The 16527-nt window shown below is 53.2% G+C and carries 16 protein-coding genes; 4 read left to right on the forward strand and 12 right to left on the reverse strand.

All coding sequences use genetic code 11. The features are described 5' to 3' along the window. The 3 genes from EBB_RS01725 to EBB_RS01735 all read right to left on the reverse strand — a co-directional run bounded on the left by EBB_RS01725 (position 1) and on the right by EBB_RS01735 (position 4955). Positions 1 to 1206, reverse strand: a complete 1206-nt coding sequence (locus EBB_RS01725; protein WP_192392190.1) for an ABC transporter permease — start codon at positions 1204 to 1206, stop codon at positions 1 to 3. A 477-nt stretch (positions 1207 to 1683) separates the two neighbouring features. Then, entirely contained in the window at positions 1684 to 2898 is a 1215-nt protein-coding gene (locus tag EBB_RS01730) for an amidohydrolase family protein (protein ID WP_192392191.1), read from the reverse strand. 65 nt (positions 2899 to 2963) lie between these two features. Then, positions 2964 to 4955: a TonB-dependent receptor gene (locus EBB_RS01735; protein ID WP_192392192.1), complete on the reverse strand. Its 1992-nt coding sequence runs from the start codon at positions 4953 to 4955 to the stop codon at positions 2964 to 2966. 298 nt (positions 4956 to 5253) lie between these two features. Here EBB_RS01735 and EBB_RS01740 point away from each other — a divergent pair, with 298 nt between their 5' ends. Next, complete coding sequence (locus EBB_RS01740) at positions 5254 to 6219, forward strand: helix-turn-helix domain-containing protein (protein WP_192392193.1); 966 nt, start codon at positions 5254 to 5256, stop codon at positions 6217 to 6219. A gap of 150 nt (positions 6220 to 6369) precedes the next feature. Further along, on the forward strand, positions 6370 to 7284 hold the full coding sequence (locus tag EBB_RS01745) for a DMT family transporter (RefSeq protein WP_229427522.1): 915 nt from the start codon (positions 6370 to 6372) through the stop codon (positions 7282 to 7284). A 100-nt stretch (positions 7285 to 7384) separates the two neighbouring features. On the opposite strand, the gene EBB_RS01750 is transcribed toward EBB_RS01745, so the two are convergent. The 6 genes from EBB_RS01750 to EBB_RS01775 form a co-directional block, all read right to left on the reverse strand. Next, the gene (locus tag EBB_RS01750; protein ID WP_192392194.1) at positions 7385 to 8284 is read right to left on the reverse strand and encodes a hypothetical protein; all 900 of its coding nucleotides are present in this window, start codon (positions 8282 to 8284) and stop codon (positions 7385 to 7387) included. Positions 8285 to 8320: 36 nt separating this feature from the next. After that, a complete protein-coding gene (locus EBB_RS01755) occupies positions 8321 to 8746 on the reverse strand; it encodes a hypothetical protein (RefSeq protein WP_192392195.1) in 426 nt (141 codons plus the stop codon). Positions 8747 to 8862: 116 nt separating this feature from the next. Next, positions 8863 to 9534, reverse strand: a complete 672-nt coding sequence (locus EBB_RS01760; protein WP_192392196.1) for an ABC transporter ATP-binding protein — start codon at positions 9532 to 9534, stop codon at positions 8863 to 8865. Further along, positions 9531 to 10667, reverse strand: coding sequence for an efflux RND transporter periplasmic adaptor subunit (locus EBB_RS01765; RefSeq protein ID WP_192392197.1), 1137 nt, complete (start codon positions 10665 to 10667; stop codon positions 9531 to 9533). The genes EBB_RS01760 and EBB_RS01765 overlap by 4 nt, the downstream gene beginning before the upstream one ends. Positions 10668 to 10907: 240 nt before the next feature. Continuing rightward, entirely contained in the window at positions 10908 to 11363 is a 456-nt protein-coding gene (locus EBB_RS01770) for a DNA polymerase III subunit chi (RefSeq protein WP_192392198.1), read from the reverse strand. A 76-nt stretch (positions 11364 to 11439) separates the two neighbouring features. Next, positions 11440 to 12924, reverse strand: a complete 1485-nt coding sequence (locus tag EBB_RS01775; protein ID WP_192392199.1) for a leucyl aminopeptidase — start codon at positions 12922 to 12924, stop codon at positions 11440 to 11442. 91 nt (positions 12925 to 13015) lie between these two features. Between EBB_RS01775 and lptF the strand changes: the two genes are divergently transcribed. Beyond that, positions 13016 to 14149, forward strand: a complete 1134-nt coding sequence (gene lptF / locus EBB_RS01780; RefSeq protein WP_192392200.1) for an LPS export ABC transporter permease LptF — start codon at positions 13016 to 13018, stop codon at positions 14147 to 14149. Then, positions 14146 to 15216 carry an LPS export ABC transporter permease LptG gene (lptG, locus tag EBB_RS01785; protein ID WP_225587199.1) on the forward strand — a complete coding sequence of 357 codons (1071 nt, stop codon included), beginning with the start codon at positions 14146 to 14148 and terminating at the stop codon, positions 15214 to 15216. The genes lptF and lptG overlap by 4 nt, the downstream gene beginning before the upstream one ends. A gap of 66 nt (positions 15217 to 15282) precedes the next feature. Here lptG and EBB_RS01790 read toward each other — a convergent pair whose 3' ends face one another. From EBB_RS01790 to EBB_RS01800, 3 genes are read right to left on the reverse strand one after another with little or no spacing between them, the layout of a single operon-like run. After that, positions 15283 to 15669 (reverse strand): hypothetical protein, encoded by a 387-nt coding sequence (locus EBB_RS01790; protein WP_192392201.1) that lies wholly within the window; start codon positions 15667 to 15669, stop codon positions 15283 to 15285. A gap of 59 nt (positions 15670 to 15728) precedes the next feature. Beyond that, positions 15729 to 16154: an RDD family protein gene (locus EBB_RS01795; RefSeq protein ID WP_371741531.1), complete on the reverse strand. Its 426-nt coding sequence runs from the start codon at positions 16152 to 16154 to the stop codon at positions 15729 to 15731. Positions 16155 to 16193: 39 nt separating this feature from the next. After that, the gene (locus EBB_RS01800; protein ID WP_171697246.1) at positions 16194 to 16373 is read right to left on the reverse strand and encodes a hypothetical protein; all 180 of its coding nucleotides are present in this window, start codon (positions 16371 to 16373) and stop codon (positions 16194 to 16196) included. Between the last annotated feature and the right edge of the window lie 154 nt (positions 16374 to 16527).

Genomic DNA, 16527 nt, shown 5'->3' on the forward strand with positions numbered 1-16527 from the left:
TTAGCGCCTCGCCAATGCCGCGACCGGGTCGAGTCGCGCCGCCTTGCGAGCCGGCAACACCCCAAAAACAAGCCCCGTCACTAAAGCGACGGCCAAGGCCGACACTCTGGCCCAAATCGGCAAAGCAACCGGAAAATTCGGATACAACCACTGCAAGATCAAAATACCGAACTGGCCGATCACACTGCCGACCAGCGCGCCGGCCAGGGATAGCAAGGCTGCTTCGCATAAAAACCAGCGTTGTAGTTGGCCTTGCGTGGCGCCCAAGGCTTTCAGCAAGCCAATTTCGGCAGTGCGTTGGCTGACGCTGACCAGCATCACATTCATCACCAAAACCCCGGCCACCGCCAGACTGACGGCGGCAATCCCGGCCACCGTGAAAGTCAACGCGGTGAGGATTTTGTCGAAGGTATTGACCACGCTATCCTGGGTAATCACCGTCACGTCGTCCTCGCCTTCATGGCGCAGCTTGATGATATTGCGGACCTCGTCGACGGCCTTATACATGGCCGCTTCCGAATGCGCTTCAATTAAAATCCGAAACAAGGAATGACTATCGAACAAGGCTTGCGCGGAGGCCACCGGCACAATGATTAGTTCGTCGAAACCGGTACCTATCGATTGACCTTCCTTGGCTAATACGCCGATGACGCGAAAACGTCGGTCGTTGATACGCAGCCACTGGCCCACCGTTTGCTGGTGCGCAAACAGTTCCTCGCTGATTTTTTTGCCGATCACGCACACCGAGACTTCCTTATCGGCGTCGGCCTCCGGCAGAAACTGGCCTTGCGCCATCGTCAAATGCCGCACACGCAGCAAAGCATGCGTGGAACCCATCACATTGGTTTCCCGCTCTAGGCCGCCTACCGACACCGGCGCGGAACCGATGCTAACCGGCGCTATCGCCGCGACGTGTTTGCTGCGGAATAAGGCAGCGGCATCGTCCAACGTCAAATCTCGAGGGGTTTCGCCGAACAAGGGCGGGTGGCCGCCGGTGGTTTCGGTGCGGCCGGGCAGGACGATAACCAGATGGGTACCCAACGATTCGAATTCGTGGACCACATAATTGCGGGCGCTGTCGCCCAATGCAGTCAACACGTTCACGGCAGCCACGCCTATGCTCATCGCCAAAATAATCAGCGCGGCGCGCAGGGGTTGAGTCCGGATGGCTTTGCCGGCCTGAAGGAGTAAGTCTTTACTGAGCATGGCGATTGGGTAACAAGCTTAGCCGGCAGTTTAGCCGGAACCGCCAACAAATACCCAGCTAAAACGTGAGCGCGCCACAAACGGCGAGATTAGCGCCTTGAGCGAGGATACTGAGCCTGCCGAAGAGCACACCAGCCTCGGCTTCGATGCGCTCACCCCGAGCGGAGTCCCGGTGGTAAATCAAGAGCGCCAGCATTTTTCGGTAAAGCTGAAATGGGTCCCATCCGATTTCAGCGCGAAAAATTTGCTGGCAGTTCATGCCTGCGGAGGCCCCGATTCGTCCGCGTCACCTCGTTCCGATCCAACAAGGGGTCGAAACTTAGGCTCTCGCATGACTTGACGCCGTGTCGCGATGCCTTGCAGGTTTTCTCCGCTTCGCTGCGAAAACCCGCCCGGCGCTACGGCTATCGGGGACTAAAAATCTTCACTCCGCTGACGCTCCGTTTCCAAGATTTTCAGCGAGGGCCGGGGCAACAATCAATTTCCGAAATAATTTATTATCAGCTTGCCGCCGGACATCACCAAATCAGGGTATTCCAATAATTTAAGCTTTTGAGTCGGATCACCTTTCACCGCGATCAAATCGGCTGGCGCGCTAGGTAATAAGGTGCCAAGTAAGGGCATATTCAGATACTGACCGGCTTTGGAGGTTGCGGTCCGCAACACGTCCAACGGCGCCATGCCGGCCAGATGTTGCAGGTACAGCAACTCCTGGCCGTCTATGCCCCAAGGAATGTCGGGGTGAGCGATTTCCGCGCCATACAAAAACTCCGCGCCCAACTCGGCCAAGCGCCTGACATTACTGCTCACGCCCGGACATTTCGACAAAGTATCGATGGTACCGACGATTCTGACTTGTTGCGCCACGGCCCGCTGCAATTGCGCGTCCGGCAATCTGTCGCAAGGCGCGTGGGCCCATTCGTCGATACCGGCATCCAAGGCCAATTGCGCGCCTTTGGGCTCGGCAAGATGAGCCGCCACCCGGCGACCGAGTAAATGGGCTTCGTCGACAATCGCCGCCAACACCGCCGGCGCTAACATCGGCCAGCTACGGGGCTTATCGTGCGTTTTGCTGTGAGGAGCTTGGGAATGTGCATGCGTGTGCCCGCCAGACCAAGGCGCGCCTGCTTCGCCGCCGGGCTCCAGCGCGACTTTAATCAATACCGCACCGCCGGCTACCAGTTTACGCACCGCTTGCCGCGCCTGCTGCTCATCGGCTACCGGCATGGCAATGTCGGTTTCGCCGAGGTTAGGGATCGGATAGCCTGCCGGCGCGGTGATAATCGGCCCGGACGTCATCAGCCTTAAACTGCCATCGCCGCCATAGGGTTGATGCAGCGGCCCGCCGACATCGCGCACGGTGGTAATGCCATGACGCAACACGGTATCGGCCGGCACGTGTTGATAGCTGAGATGCGCGTGCAATTCGATAAAACCGGGCAACAAGGTTGCATCTCCGAGATCGAGCCGGGGCGCATCGCTATCATTAAACGCGTCCCGGCTGTCTATCCTGGCGACCTTACCGTCGTTTATCAGCACCGCCGCGTCGTTTCTGAACACATAGCCATCGAAAACCCGCGCCGCCGCGATGAGCAAACGTTGGTCTTGGGCGAAGGCGACGCTGCCCGTCAACGTCAACATCAGAACTAACAATAATCGGCGGCAGTGGTTGAAACTAGATTGAGATTTCATAGCTATTTCGCAAAAAAGCAGCGCCGGCAAAAACCGGGCTGTCGAGTGGATACGGATTAAATCACCTAGAAGCTGGCGGCAATACCGATTTGCCCCCAAATACCCGGCATTTGATAACCAGGGCGATAGACATAGCGTTTGTCGAACAAGTTTTCCACGCTGACAAACACTTCGCCTTTTTTGCCTAACTCGGCAATCGGATAGGCCAGCCGGGTATTCGCCACAGTAAATGCTTCGACACGTTGGTTATTCACTTCGGCGACATTCCGGGCGCGGTTCAACGCCCAGGTTCTGGATTGATATTGCAGATCGAAGGAAAAACGTAACGGGCCAATCGGGCCGTTGATGCCGGCGGTCACCGCTTGTTCAGGGGTGTAGGGCAAATTCGGGATGCTTGGGTTCAGTAAGGTCAATCCGGCAAATAGGCTCCAGTCGGCGATCAGGTCTTGTTTTACCGACGCTTCCAAGCCGCGCATCCAGTACGAGCCATAATTGATATAAGCGCCTTGGGTTAAATCGAACACGTAGCGATTCTTGACGTTATCGATGAAAAAGCTCAGATCGATTTGCGTGCTTTTGAAAGGCGAGGCTTTCAAACCCACTTCAGCATGATCGACGTTTTCCGGCGACAAGTTTTGCCAGCCGTCGGCTGAAAAATTCGGTAAAAAGCCGCCGGAAAATAGATTTAACGGCACATTCGACAAGGCGCCTGAGTTAGCGGCCGCGTCAATGCCGGGATAGTTGACGCCGTTCGAGACGTTGCCGAACACGGTTAAGTCGTCGGACACAAATGACAAACCGGCATGCGGTGAGGCTTTGGATTGGTAATGGCTATGGTCGTAAAAGCGTACACCGATTGACGGCACCATCACCCAGTCTTTGCTCAGCACCAAGTCGTGATTCAACGCCAGGTAAGGACTGGTGAGCCTAAACGTGGGGGTAGCGAATTGATAGACTTGGTTTCCGGTCTGGCTGCCCAAGTTAGTCACTTTACCGTTCAGCCACTCGTTATCTATCCCAGCCGTTAAGGTGCCACCCTGCCAGGGCGAAAGCTGTTCTTTCCAGCGAAAACCGTCCATGCTGTATTGGCTGAGCAGATTCGAGCGATTGTCGGCAAAGCCGGTAAAGTACGTATTTTGACTCAGCCAGTTACCGTCGCCACCGTTATGGTAAAGGGTAAATTTGCCGTGCCAATCGCCATGCGCGTGGCTGACGCTGGCGGCGACCATACCGGCAACCGTATCGTACTCGCCGATAGGCGGGGTTACCCCATATTGTCCGGGGTCGCCGGCTCGGTTATCCGCGTAGAGAAACGTCACGTCCGAGCGCCATTGCGGATTTAGCTGATAGCCGGCTTTTCCCATCACATTGCGTAACTCACCGTAGCCGTTTTGGCGGTGGCCGTCTGATTTGGCGTAACCTTGCGCCAGTGAGAAATCGAAATCGCCGTACTTGCCTTGCACATCGGCTTGCTCGGTAATCGTGCCGAAAAAGCCGCCCGACAACCGGCCGCTACCGTGCAAACCGTCCTCCGCCGCAGCTTTGGTTTGCAGGTTGATCGAACCGAAATTGTTGCCGTTGATAGCCGGCTGCGGGCCCTTATAAACCGTAATCGATTGCATGCCATTGACCGGCAACAAATCCAGTAGTGGGTGATTCCAAGTCGCCATATACATCGGAATGTCGTCAATATAGGTCTTGATCTCGCTACCTGGACGGCCGGCACCTTGGCCACGAATCGCCACCGCGCCGCCCTGGTCACCGCCGAACGCACCGACGGGGTTATACCGCGAGATTTGCACACCGGGTGTTCTTTTCAATACCGACGCCAGATCCAAGGCATTTTGGTCGCGGATTTGCTCTTCGGTCACGACTGCGGATACGCCGGAGAACTCGTCTACATGGTTTTCTTCGATAACAGGGCTGGCGACTACCTCGGTGGAACCGAGCTGATCAGTCTTTTCCTCCGCTATGACGGCGGTACCGGCTTGCAGCAGCGTCAAGGAAACCAGCAAGGATTTGGGTAAACTCAGTTGGGACAGCACGGTGTATTTCATGATCATTCCAGTCAACATTCGGCAAATATAAAACTCGATCCACTGAACATTTATCGACGAATGTTCGAATATGGAAAGCGTTTATCACAATGCTGATTTTAACGAATCACCCACCTCATCCTGAGTTCCTTTAATATGCTAAAAGTAATATTTTTTATGCTATAAGTAGCAGCCGGTAATACCCGAATTTTCGACTACTTCATCCCAAACACTTAGCGGCTTATTTAATAATCTTTAATTAAGCCAAATAACATAGTTTAAATAAAAATTGCTTATTGGTATCAACACAGGGATTGCCATGACGAAGAAAACGGCGGGACGCTGGCGCATCAAAAACGATGAATTGCAATCCCGACAGCAAGGCAACTGCCTGACTGAGTCTCTGCCGAATGAAATAGGCAAAGGCTACTCGACGCTATTTCCGCTCGACCAAGACCTGAACTATATCGAAACCCATTATCAGCCCAGTCAGGATTTAACTATTCTGACTCGAATGGATCAGCACAACCCGCGCCTGGTTGTGACTTTGGGAATGCAAGGGCAATCGCGATTCGTTGATGCGCAGGGCCAGGAAATTACTTTTAATGAAGGCTATACGTCGATAACCTCATTCAGCTCCAGTATTGGCGAACGCCAATATCAAGCCAATAATCCGATGGCTCAAGTGCGGTTTTCGATGAGCAAATCCTGGTTGAGTAGATATTTCGGTGAAAATACCGCATCGCGATTTTTTAATAAGAACGGCATTAGTTTAATAAGCTATAAACCCATTTCAAATACCGCATTAATGGCCACGCGGCAGCTATTAAATTGCGATACGAATAATCCGGCAAGACATGTATTTATGCACGGCCAAGCCCTGTCGATATTAGCCGCGGAAATGGCCCATCTATGGCAAGATAATCAGAAGATATCGCCGGTATTTTCAAAAAAAGACCAGGCCATCGCTCAAGCCGCGCATAACATTCTGTTAAATGAATATAAAAACCCGCCATCGGTTGCCGAATTATCCAGACGCGTCGGCACCAATCAATTTAAATTAAAACAATTGTTTCATCACTTTTTTAATACGACGCCGTATGGCTTATTATTAGAGATTCGCATGAAAACCGCCTATCAGTTATTAGAATCCAGCCGCTGCCAAATCGATGTTGCCGCCGCCTATGTCGGCTACAATCACGCCAGCAATTTCAGCACTGCATTTAGCAAATATTTCGGAATATCCCCCGGCAGTATCGCCAAAAACCACACATCCAAACCTTAAGAGGTTAATATAGCTGGGACGCTGACTAGACCCGTGCGTCGGTAGCCGGCGCAATGACGTGCATTTTGGACTCGCAAGCCATCAGGCCGAACCGATACGGCCCGATCCTCAACCTATTCGCCCTTACCGCCTCTCTTAAGCCAAGCACCCGTGCCCGCCGACACTAATCAGCCGCAAGCCATTCAGACTCCCAAGCCTATCTTGCCGCTGCCAAACAGCCGCCTCGGCCTAATCTATATGCTGATCGCATGTGTGTTGTTTTCGGTGATGAACGCCGGCGCATACGCTATCGGCCTATTCGATACTGGCTTGCCGCCCAGCATGATCAGCTTTATCCGCATCCTGGCCAATTTCTTGATCCTGACAATCCCGGCGCAGATCGGCGGCCGACTACTCGGCCTGTTCGGCGACGCCCGCCCCTCGTTGTGGTTGCGCGGCTTGTTCGGCAGCACGGCCTTGATGCTGTCATTTGCGGCCATCGCCCGCATCGGTCCCGGCGAGAGCGCATTTCTGACCGCCAGTAGCGGTGTGTTCGTCATGCTGTTAGGACCACTGGTTTTAGGCCAAAAAAACTCGCTGCTGGTTTGGCTGGCAATTATCGGCTCGTTTAGTGGAGTATCCCTGCTATTTGATTTCGAAAATAGCCACAACTTGTTCGGCCAAGCCATGGCCTTGCTGGCAGGCCTGCTGTCGGCGCTGGCTTATTTGATGGTGGCGCGTGCCGGGCGCAGCAATACCCCGCAAACGGTAATTTTCTATTTTTGCCTGGTCGGTGTGGCGTTACACAGCATTTATTTTGCCCGGTTTGGCTATCGCCTGCCGGGCTCGGTGGAAAGTTGGGGCTTATTGCTCTTGGTAGGCGTGTCGGGTAGCGGCGCCCAACATTACATGACCAGGGCTTATCAAGCGGCGCCAGCGGCCTTGGTCAGTTCCATCGGTTATTTGGCCCCGGTATTAAGCCTGGCCTGGAGCGTCTTGCTATTCGAACAAATTCCCGGCCAAACCGCCCTAATCGGCACCGCGCTGATTTTGGTGTTTGGCGTGATGTTGCCGTTTCTACGTTAATCCAAACCAGCTAAACGCCTGTTCTTCAGATAACGGGGCTGGCAACGCCCGACCAAAGGTATGTCATTGCTGAATTGACAGGCGCTTTCGAGACCTGATTTTAAGCCGCAACCTTGCAATAGGAAGGAATCCAACTGCGGGCGACCATATAGTCCGGCAATTGATTAAAATCAAACGCTTCGCCGTGAGCGATCATTTGCTTGACATCGAACAATTCGCCCACTTCCGGAATATCCTGATAAAACAGTATGTAAAACGGCTTAACCAGATAGCGAGCAATCTTAATGCCCAACGGCCCGATGAAATTACGGCGTTGCCCGACGTGCGCGACTTCGTCGATGGTGATTTCGTCCAGCAAGGCTTTTAGACGATCTCTAACTTCCGGCTCGTCGGCCAATATCTCGTCGAATAGGGGATACAAATGGCAATAGAAGCTGACGCCCATTAACTCGGTGACGAAGGCCGGCGTATCCATCAATACCCCAGGAAACTTGGGAAACTGTTCGTAGATCATTTCCTTAAACGGGGTTAACGGTTCCCATACCACCCTCTCTAGGCCACAGGTTTTCAGCATTTCATCAAACAAACGCCAATGGCAAAATTCTTCGGCCAGATGTACTCGGGAAATTTTGTCTTCCACGCTATGCGAATTTGCCATATCCGGTACCACATCCCAAGCCCCTTTGATGCCCACCCATTCATGCCGAGCAAATTTGTAGATACCGCAGAGTAGCAAAGTCAGCTTGTCCAGGGATTTGGGGTCATCCACCATCTTCACATAATTGCGATAAAACGCCTCCGGGTCCGCCAAAGGCTTGTGCAAGCGCACCGGATTATTTTGAAAATACGCCAATCGTTCGCGCTTTTTAGCCAAATCCCGGTCCGCTTCCAATAACTCACCGCCATGCTGTTGGGTAAACAGCCAATAATCGGCAAAATTTTCCTGCCGTTGTGCGTCGCTGGCTGGCGTAAAAATAGAACGATATTTGAGCTGAGTCACAAAAAACTTCCCAATCTGTGGCTAAAAACACAGATTCTAACGAATTAATGACTTGGAGGTGGATTTTAAAATTTTTCCGTCGTGATCGTTCGTTTCCCGCTGCATTCCCAACCACATCAACGCATCGTCGCGATTATTGAAAATCCGATAAACCCAATCGGCGTCCCGCGGCATTGACAACATAACTTGAGTGGTTAGCTGGCTGATATGGGTATACACCACAAATGCCGCCGCTTTAATACCGAGCAAAGTGCCCATAGCGGTTTGCGAGGCAAAGTCATAGTGGTAGGCGTTTACTTTGTGCACCAGCAGCAGATAGGGCCTCTGCAAATGCGCCACGATCCAAGCATGATATTCGTCCACCAGCGCCAAGTTGAGTTCCACCCCCTCATCGACAATAAACTCCGCCAAGTCCTCATCCAGCTTGATGGCATTACAAAAACTTAATCTATATCGCTCCATCATCCCTCCTCAGCCTACTGGCGTGTCAACTCTGTGGACAGTATCGCACAACCAGGAAAACTCTAACGACAAAGTTATAGCTGCCACGCTTTTTTAGTGCCAATCTAACTGAAAAACTAAACCGAGCCGTCCGCCAAACGACCATCCACAATGCGCAATTGCCGTTTGGCTCTGCCGCCGACATTTTGGTCGTGAGTGATGATGATTAAAGTCACTCCTTGCCGATTTAAATTCTCCAGCAACTCGATGATGTCTCGACCGGATTTGCTGTCCAGATTGCCGGTCGGCTCGTCGGCCAGCAAAATACCGGGGTGCATGATCATCGCCCTAGCAATAGCAATGCGCTGCAACTGGCCGCCGGACAATTGATTGGGCTTGTGTTCGGCTCGATCCAGCAAACTCACGGACGTCAGCGCCTGTAACACCCGCTGCTTGCGCTGCTTACTATCGACCCCGGCCAGAATCATCGGCATTTCGATGTTTTCGGCTGCGGTGAGCCTGGGGATCAAATGAAAAAACTGAAACACAAAGCCGATATTGTCGCGGCGAATACGCGCCAGTTCGTCATCGCTTTGCCGGGTGACATCGGTGCCGTTTAATAAGTATTGGCCCGACGAGGGCTGGTCAAGCAGCGCGACAATGTTTAACAGCGTCGATTTGCCAGATCCGGACGGCCCCATCACCGACACATATTCGCCGGGCCCGATAGACAGGTCTATACCGTTCAAGGCCTGTACAGTCTGCTCGCCGACCTGAAATATCCGGCGAATGCCGCTGAGTTGAATCATGGCTTGACGCGGACCGTTACGCCGGCGGCCACACCTTCCTTGCCAACCGACGTCACTACTTGGTCGCCCGCTTTCAGCCCGGACAATACTTCCGTAAAACTCCAGTTGGATAGGCCGGGCTGGAAGCTTTGTTCGTGCAACGCATGGTCTTCGTCTATCAACAACACCCGATGATTCTCCAGAATCGCCTCGGCCGGCAAACGCAGCGTGCGCTCTTTTTGACTTAATAAAACTTCAATGTCGGCGCTGTAACCCGGCAACAACTCCGCCAAATCTTTCGGGTCACGCAGCGTCACTTCCACTTCCACCGTACGCGCCTGTTTTTCCTTTTCTAGCACATAGGGTGCGACGCGGGTGACGATGCCGGAACAACGCTTGTCGGGAAAGGCATCCAGCGACACACAAGCGCTCATCCCTGTCTTGATGCTGGCCGCATCCACCTCATCGATAGGCGCAGAAACGGTCAAACAGCTGACATCCAGCAAATCGATAGGAGGCAAGGTTGGAATCCCCGGCGGCGATGGTGTGACAAACTCGCCCAATTCGGCATTCACTTCCGCCACCGTGCCGTCGAACGGCGCTTTCACCAACGTACGCAGAACCGCCGCTTCCGCCACGCCCAATTGCGCCTCTGCTACCTCAATGGCTTGCAGCGCGGCCCGGCACGCCGCGCGCTGCGACTTGCCGCCCGTCACTGATTTATCGACTTGCTCCACAGACACCACGTTTTTGTGTTTTTGCAATTGCGTCATCCTTGCCGCTTCGCGCTCCGCACCACCGGCCAATTGGCAAGCTTGTTCGGCGCTGGCCCGGCTAGCATCGATCTGAGCTTTTTGCAGTTCAACCTGAGCTTTTAGGTCCTGGTTCCAAACCTCCAACAACACTTGGCCCTGCTTGACTTTGTCGCCTTCCTTAACCCGCAACTGCGCCACTTGACCGCCGGTCGCCGGCGCCAAATACGCGCGCCGGCACGCCTTAACGGTTCCCACTCGGGTATTCGCCACCGTCGCCCGCACCTCACCTTCCGTCAAGGTGTAAGCCTCCACTTCCACTGGCTGCGGACGGCGGCTATAGAGAAATAGTACGGCGACAGCTATAAGCAAGGCGGCAACAATCAGTGTTTTACTTTTCATGGAGCGAGTGGGCGGATAAGGGCTAGACCGGTAGCCTACATTGACAATGCTTGATTGCCAAGCGGCGAACTACTTCCTACGAAACTCAGTAGCCGGGACCGGGCCGGGGTGTTTGATCGCCGTTTTAAGCCGGATGTGTTGCTGCACGTTGGGATTCCGTTTTTCTATGCTTCGCTTTGGCTGGCGAAAACCGGGGCAAAGGCTTACTTGCGCTTTTTGCTGCTTCGCCACGTGCCCTCCCTACATTTTGTGGGTAGTAATCGCCAGTTGAGCTTGCTGGTAATGCCGGTAACGCTGGCGGCCGGCCTGTTTGCATGCTTCGCTGTTGTCCAATATTTCCAGGATGCGCTCGGTCGGGGCCGTGGTCGGCGGGTACAAACTGGATAGGTTGACGACAATTTTCTGCCAGCCCTCCGGAATGTTTTCGTCGCCGATCAGGATGGTGCCGGTAAATGCCGGGATTTCTCCGCGGTAGGTTTGGTGCGGAATAAAACTGCCGGCCCGGAAGGTCCACAAGGCTTTATCGATTTGTTCGGCTTGTTCCGCCGAATCGGTCAGCACATAGGGAAAGTGGCCGCTGCGGTAGATTTTCTCGATCAGCTTGCAGGCGAAGTCCTGGCGTTGTTGCTGGTCGTGCGTTGCCAGCACGTAGAAGCTGACTTCGGGGAGGGATGGCGAATGACTGGGGTTGGTCATATCGTTTTAAATCTGCAGAAAGTGCAGGAGCTTTCGCGACCCGAGATCACCGCGAAAGCCCCTTTTACGCCCGGCCTTAAGCAGAGGCGCGGTTGAGCAAATACTGGCTTACCAGTGGTACCGGCCGGCCGGTGGCGCCTTTGTTGGCGCCAGTGCGCCAAGCAGTGCCGGCGATGTCGATATGCGCCCAGCGGTATTCTTCAGCAAATTTGGATAAAAACACTGCTGCCGTGATGCTGCCGCCGTCCGGGCCGCCGATGTTGGCCAAATCGGCGAAGTTGGATTTTAATTGCTCCTGATATTCTTCCCAGATCGGCATGCGCCACACCAAATCGCACGCGGCATCGCCGGCGCTGAGCAAATCGTTGCAGAGTTTGTCGTCGTTGCCGAATAAACCGCTTGGCACCCGACCCAAGGCCACGATGCAGGCGCCGGTAAGCGTTGCCATGTCAATGACTACATCAGGATTGTATTTTTTGGCGTAGGTGAGCGTGTCGCATAAAATCAAGCGGCCTTCGGCGTCGGTGTTCAGGATTTCGATGGTCTTACCGGCCATGCTGGTCCAGATGTCGCCGGGTTTGTTGGCAGCGCCATCCGGCAGGTTTTCCGAAGCCGGAATCAAACCGACGATGTTCAATTTCAGATTCAACAATGTCGCCATGCGCACCAGACCCAACACGCTGGCGCCGCCGCACATGTCGTATTTCATTTCGTCCATGCCCAGGCCGGGCTTCAAGGAAATGCCGCCAGCGTCGAAAGTTAGACCCTTACCGATCAAGACAATGGGTTTGGCGTTGCTGTCGCCGCCTTGGTAATCCAGGCAAATCAATTTAGCAGGCTGGCGGCTACCGCGCGACACCGACAGAAATGAGCCCATGCCCAGGGCTTCCATGTCGCTTTCTTCCAGAATCTCGCAGGTGAGTTTATCGTGCTCGCCGGCCAGCGCCAGGGCTTGTTCGGCCAGATGGCTAGGCGTACATATGTTACCGGGCAGATCGGCCAAGTGTTTGGTCAATTCCATGCCTTTCGCAATAGCGATACCTTGTTGTAGACCGGTTTCGGCAAGGGCTTTTTGGCTATCATCGGCGACTACGGCTAAGCGTTGCAGCGGGTTTTTGTCGTCGACTTTTTTGGTGGCACTGTATTGGTACATGCCATCGTTAAACACTTCGACAACTTGGCGGGCTTTCCATTGGCTGTCTGCGCCGTTGACGTCTATATCCAGCAGCGCGCAGCTGGCGGCACTGACTTTGCTGTCCTTGACGGTTTTGATCGCAGCCGCCAAGGCTTTACGGTATTGCTTGCGCGTGACTTTGCTGCGCTCACCAAACCCGAGCAGCACAATGCGGGCGATATTGCCGTCAGGCAGGTTATTGATCAGTAGGGTTTCGGCGTTTTTGCCCCTGATGTCGCCGCGGCCGATTAGCTTAGTCAACAAACCGCCTAATTGGCTGTCCAGTTGGGTTGCCGCAGGGCTGAGTTGTTGATTTTCGTAGATTCCGACCAGCAGACAGTCGCTTTGCAGTTTGTCTAAGGGTGAGCTTTCTATAGAATAGTCCATGAGAGTAGTCTGTAAGTATCTGGGATTGAGGGTTTGCGCCGGATGCAGCGGTCTGTGGTTCGATTATACCTTAGAAATTAGGAGTGAGTTGTTGAGCATTGAGCGAGGATTACCCAGCGCGGGCCGGCCTTTCCGGCTGTTGACGGTGCTGGATAAAATGATAATCAAAGAGCTGTTTAACACCGTCACCGCCGTGTTGGTGGTATTGGTGGTGATCATCGTCAGCCGCAAATTTATCAAGGTATTGGCGCAAGCTATCGAGGGCAATATCGCCAACGATACGGTGATGACCTTATTAGGTTTGAAAATCGTCGTCGCCACGACCACCTTCCTACCCGCCGCGCTGTTCATGGCGGTATTGATGGTATTGGGCCGGATGTACCGCGAGCAGGAGATGGCGGCAATTTCCTCGGCCGGCGGCAGCGTGTTTACCATTTATCGGGCAATATTTATGCTAGTCATCCCGTTAAGTCTGGCGGGCATGGCACTCTCGATGCTGGCTTCGCCGTGGGCGGAGGCCAAAACCGAGCAGTTGATGCATCAGGACAAACAAAATGCCGATATTCGCGGCATCGCTGCCGGCCGCTTCAGCGAGTACAGCGACGGCGAGTTAATTTTTTACACCGAAAACGTCGACGACGAAGGCCGCATGCACAAGGTGTTCGTGCAAAACAAACAAGGCGACAAAGCCGGCGTGGTAAACGCCGAATACGGTTGGTTGAAAAATTTGCCCGGCGGTTTGTATCTGGTGTTGGAAAATGGCGAGCGGATTCAAGGTGTACCGGGTAACAAGGACTTCACCATTGAGACATTTAAAGAATATGCCGTGCTGATCGAAAAAAAGGTCACCATTTTGAATTTGGGCCGCGAGGCTACTACTACCGAGAATTTATGGCTGTCTCCGGAACTGCGCGATGTCGCCGAGTTACAGGATCGTTTCAGCACGCCGCTAGGGGTTATTTTATTGGCTTTTCTGGCAGTGCCTTTAGCCAAGCTGTCGCCACGCGGCGGCATATACGGCAGTATGCTGGTGGCTTTTGGGATTTATTTCGTTTACGGCAATTTGCAGCGGGTCAATCACAGCTGGGTAATCAGCGGGGCGCTGCCGTCCTGGCTGGGTTATTTCTGGGTGGACGCCTTGTTACTGGTCTTGGGTTTGTTGATGTTGGTACGTTTGTACGGCTGGCAATGGTTGTCGCAAAGCCTTAAGGAGAAGCTGTCATGATCAACGTATTGACCATTTACATCGTCAAAGAAGTCGTCAAGGGCTCCTTGATTGCGGTGATATTGTTATTGACCTTGTTCAATCTGTTCAGCTTCAGCGACGAGTTAAAAGATTTGGGGCAAGGCGGTTACGGCTTGAAACAGATTTTATGGTTTTTGACCTTAACCTCACCACGGGTATTTTACGAGCTGGTGCCGTCGGCGGCGTTACTGGGTAGCTTGTTCGTCGTGGGCTCGATGGCGAATAACCGCGAGATTGTGGCGATGCGCGGCGCCGGTTTATCCATCGCCTGGATTATCAGAACGATTATGCTGGCAGGCTTGCTGCTGGTGAGCGTTGCCGTAATGGTGGGCGAATTCGTGGCGCCGTCTTGCGAACGCGCTGCGCAAGTGCTGAAAACCACGGCGCTGCACGACGGCGTAGTGATGCGTTCCCAATATGGCATGTGGCTGAGAGAGGGCAACAGCTTTATTAATGTCCGCAAAATTCTGGATGACGGCTCGCTGGCCGATGTGCGGATTTACGATGTCGACGATGCGCATAAACTCAACCGCATCACTCAGGCCGAGCATGCGCAGTTTTTAGGCGACAAACAATGGCGCTTGGAAAGCGTCAAACAATCCGAAATCAATCGGCAGCAAATTTATGCCGGCACTCAAGCAGAGCAAAGCTGGAAATCCAGCATCGACTCGGATTTGTTGAAAGTGGCCGTCGTTAAATCCGACAACCTATCGCTTTACGATTTGTTCATGTACATCGACTTCCTGAAGCAGAACAATCAAAAGTCGCAAAGTTACGAGTTGGCATTCTGGAGCCGTTTAATCAACCCGTTTGTAACCTTTGTGATGTTGATGGTGTCGGCGCCATTTGTGATTGGTATAGGTCGCGGCACCAGCACCGGCGCGCGCATCATGATGGGCATCGTGATCGGGATGACGTTTAACATTTTCGACAAGATTGCCGGCCATGTCGGCTTGGTTTACGACATGAATCCAATGTTGATGGCGATGTTGCCGAGTGCTTTGGTGTTTTTAGGCGCGCTGATCGCGGTTAAGCGGGTCAGCTAGGCGGCAAATGCTTCTCTGCGGAACGGAAAACCCTTGCTTCCGTTCCGTGGAGCGTTATGACGGCGGTTATTTGCGCGTCATGAACAAATAAAGAAATTTACATTTCAAAACCGCATCTTTTTCGTCCATTTCCACCACAGCGCAATCTTCGTATTTTTCCCGGCCGGGCGTGACTTGCTTTTTTATCACGCCGTCGGCCACGCTATATTTAATTGGGATAGTCATTTCCCCAATGCCGCTACGCGCATCTTCACCGGTGGTTATCAAGGTGCCGTCTTTTTGAAATTCCCAAGTGACGTGCAAGGGCTTCTTTTCGCGGTCAAGAGCCAGGGCTTCGTGAGTGACCTGCCATTTACCCAGTAATTTGGAGTTATCCGCCAGTTTGACTTCGGCGTTGGCGGTGCCGGCAGCAACGGCGGCAAACAGGGAGAAAAGTATTGTTATTGTTTTCATTGTATATTCCCGGCTGGTAGGTTGATCGAGCCTGGAATATAGCATATTCGCTTTTGCCGTCAGCGCTTTTCTTCCTGAAAAACCAGCCGGGTTTTTGACAGGTAATCGTGCCAGCATTGGCCGTTTTTATCGAATAGGCACCAGACAAATCCCAGCCCCAAGCAAGCCCAGGATAATAAGCCGCCAAGGAAGCGGATGCCGGCTTGCCGCCAACCGGGAGACCGACCATCCAAGGCGCTGACTTTAACTTTCCAGGCGCGCAAACCCAGGGTCTGGCCGCCGTGGGTCCAAAACCAACCGTAGAAAACAAAGCTGATGCCGAGCAGATAGAGTGGATAAAAAAACTGATCGCTGGCGAATGCCTGGCCGGCATTAAAAGGCAGAGCGATGGCCGTGGCGAAAAACCATATCGCCAGCAGTAAGAAAGCATCGTAACCAGCAGCGGCCAGCCGACGCAAAAAACCCGGCGCGGAGGGTAAATCCACGCCGGGCTTTGGGGTGTTTGCTTTAGCGGATTGTCGCAATTATTTGTCGAAAATCGCCAGTTTTTGCCCCATGTACATGCTCATGGCCACCAGCGCGCCCATCATGACAATTGAAAATAAAAAGGGCGGTCTATGGAAAACCAACAACGCGAAATCGGCAACGAATAGACTAGTAAATACAGGCTGGTCTACAAAACCCAGTAAAATTTTTTTAAACATACGCTCCACTCTCCGATATAAATTCCCCGTCACCGGCCTAAGGGCGACAAGTACAGCCAATTTTTATGTTATTACACCAAAATATTCGGCGAATGGCGAAATTCTACATTCAACGCAAGGGAATGTAAAAGAATGTGCTGGATTGAGCTTAAAT

This window comes from Methylomonas fluvii, from assembly GCF_014850975.1.
GTDB lineage: Bacteria > Pseudomonadota > Gammaproteobacteria > Methylococcales > Methylomonadaceae > Methylomonas > Methylomonas fluvii.

Excerpts from the sequence above, each read along its gene's own strand:
- EBB_RS01735 (WP_192392192.1), bottom strand. The coding sequence starts at position 4,955 with ATGAAATACACCGTGCTGTCCCAACTGAGTTTACCCAAATCCTTGCTG.
- EBB_RS01800 (WP_171697246.1), bottom strand. The coding sequence starts at position 16,373 with ATGTTTAAAAAAATTTTACTGGGTTTTGTAGACCAGCCTGTATTTACT.
- EBB_RS01740 (WP_192392193.1), top strand. The coding sequence starts at position 5,254 with ATGACGAAGAAAACGGCGGGACGCTGGCGCATCAAAAACGATGAATTG.
- EBB_RS01765 (WP_192392197.1), bottom strand. The coding sequence starts at position 10,667 with ATGAAAAGTAAAACACTGATTGTTGCCGCCTTGCTTATAGCTGTCGCC.
- EBB_RS01760 (WP_192392196.1), bottom strand. The coding sequence starts at position 9,534 with ATGATTCAACTCAGCGGCATTCGCCGGATATTTCAGGTCGGCGAGCAG.
- EBB_RS01725 (WP_192392190.1), bottom strand. The coding sequence starts at position 1,206 with ATGCTCAGTAAAGACTTACTCCTTCAGGCCGGCAAAGCCATCCGGACT.
- EBB_RS01755 (WP_192392195.1), bottom strand. The coding sequence starts at position 8,746 with ATGGAGCGATATAGATTAAGTTTTTGTAATGCCATCAAGCTGGATGAG.
- EBB_RS01790 (WP_192392201.1), bottom strand. The coding sequence starts at position 15,669 with ATGAAAACAATAACAATACTTTTCTCCCTGTTTGCCGCCGTTGCTGCC.
- EBB_RS01775 (WP_192392199.1), bottom strand. The coding sequence starts at position 12,924 with ATGGACTATTCTATAGAAAGCTCACCCTTAGACAAACTGCAAAGCGAC.
- EBB_RS01730 (WP_192392191.1), bottom strand. The coding sequence starts at position 2,898 with ATGAAATCTCAATCTAGTTTCAACCACTGCCGCCGATTATTGTTAGTT.
- EBB_RS01770 (WP_192392198.1), bottom strand. The coding sequence starts at position 11,363 with ATGACCAACCCCAGTCATTCGCCATCCCTCCCCGAAGTCAGCTTCTAC.
- lptG (WP_225587199.1), top strand. The coding sequence starts at position 14,146 with ATGATCAACGTATTGACCATTTACATCGTCAAAGAAGTCGTCAAGGGC.